Source organism: Hymenobacter agri (genome assembly GCF_054778495.1).
Map to the genome: position 1 here is coordinate 1 of NZ_BAAGZM010000767.1, position 1718 is coordinate 1718.

Here is a 1718-nt window from a genome sequence, read left to right on the forward strand (position 1 = left end):
CCGGCCAGCCCCTGCGCCCCGGTCTGAAGCTGCTGCTGCGCGTGCAGGTGCGCTTCCATGAGCAATACGGCCTGAGCCTCGACGTTACGGCCATCGACCCCAGCTATACCGTGGGCGAGCTGGCCCTGCAGCGCCTGGCCACACTGCGCAAGCTGGAGGAAAAAGGCCTGCTGGTGCGCCAGCAGGCGCTCCGCAATGCCGCCGAGCAGGAAATCGGCACGCAGGGCCTGGCGGCCGGCCTCTATACCCTGCGCGTGCAGGTGGGCGGCGAGGTCATCACCCGCAAAGTCGTGCTGCAATAAAACTACACACCTCGTAAACCGCACCCACGGTTCGCATCCCCGCTTCCCCACACTACTATTCTTTCACCACCCTCTGGCGGCCCCGCCCGGTTTTTACCGGCGGGGCCGTTCTGCTTGCATCGGACCGCCGTGGGCCGGGCATAAAGTTGAACCTTGCGCCGCTGGCTCCGGCCGTACCTTGCGGCCGGGCGGTCGGGCCGGATAGTGGCCGCGCAATTGGGTTCGGAGGCAACTTTTTTGCCGCTGCCGGCCTTGTCACTGTTCCCATTCTATCGAAAATAACCCCTGTTTATGGCCAAAGCCAGAACCGTCTATTTCTGTCAGTCCTGCGGTGCCCAATCGGCCAAGTGGATAGGCCGCTGCCCAGTCTGCGGCGAGTGGAATACCTACGTGGAAGAAGTCGTCCAAAAGGAAACCGTGGCCACCACCACCGGCCAGTGGAAGCCGGCCAGCACCGTGCCCGGCGGCAACCTCAACAAGGCCGCCAAGTCGGTGCCGCTCAACAGCATTCTGGCCGAAGACGAGCCCCGCATCCTCACCCCCGACGGCGAGCTGAACCGCGTGCTGGGCGGCGGGTTGGTGCCGGGCTCCATCATCCTCATCGGCGGCGAGCCGGGCATTGGCAAAAGCACGCTCATGCTGCAAATTGCCCTCAGCATGCGCCAGCTCAAAGTGCTGTATGTGAGTGGCGAGGAAAGCGAAGCGCAGATTAAGATGCGGGCCGAGCGCCTGGCCGACGGCCAGCACCCGAACTGCTACATCCTGACGGAAACCAACACCCAGAACATCTTCCGGCAGGTCGACCAGGTGCAGCCCAACCTGCTCGTCATCGACTCCATTCAGACCATGCACTCCACGCTGGTCGAGAGCGGCGCGGGCAGCGTGAGCCAGGTGCGCGAGTGCACCGCCGAGCTGCTGAAATTCGCCAAGGAAACCAGCACGCCGGTGCTGCTCATCGGCCACATCACGAAGGATGGCAGCATTGCCGGCCCCAAAATTCTGGAGCACATGGTCGATACCGTGCTGCAGTTTGAGGGCGACCGCCACATGAGCTACCGCATTCTGCGCACTACCAAAAACCGTTTCGGAAACACGTCGGAGCTAGGGATTTACGAGATGCAGGGCGACGGCCTGCGGCAGGTGAGTAACCCCAGTGAAATCCTGCTCTCGCAGCGCGGCGAAAGCCTGAGCGGCATGGCCATTGGGGCCACGCTGGAGGGCAACCGCCCGCTGCTGGTGGAAGTGCAGGCGCTGGTGTCGCCCACGTCGTACGGCACGCCGCAGCGCAGCAGCACGGGCTTCGACGCCAAGCGCCTACAAATGCTGCTGGCCGTGCTCGAAAAGCGCGCTGGCCTGCGCCTGGGCCAGCACGACGTGTTCCTGAACATTGCCGGCGGCCTGCGGCTGGATGACCCG

Annotated in this window: 1 protein-coding gene and 1 pseudogene; both read left to right on the forward strand. The window is 64.1% G+C overall.

The genetic code is table 11. The features are described from left to right. Positions 1-302: pseudogene (locus tag ACYVDE_RS21905) on the forward strand (hypothetical protein); the annotation flags it as partial. A gap of 291 nt (positions 303-593) precedes the next feature. Next, a partial coding sequence (radA, locus tag ACYVDE_RS21910; RefSeq protein ID WP_460503664.1) for a DNA repair protein RadA occupies positions 594-1718 on the forward strand: 1125 nt, incomplete at its 3' end.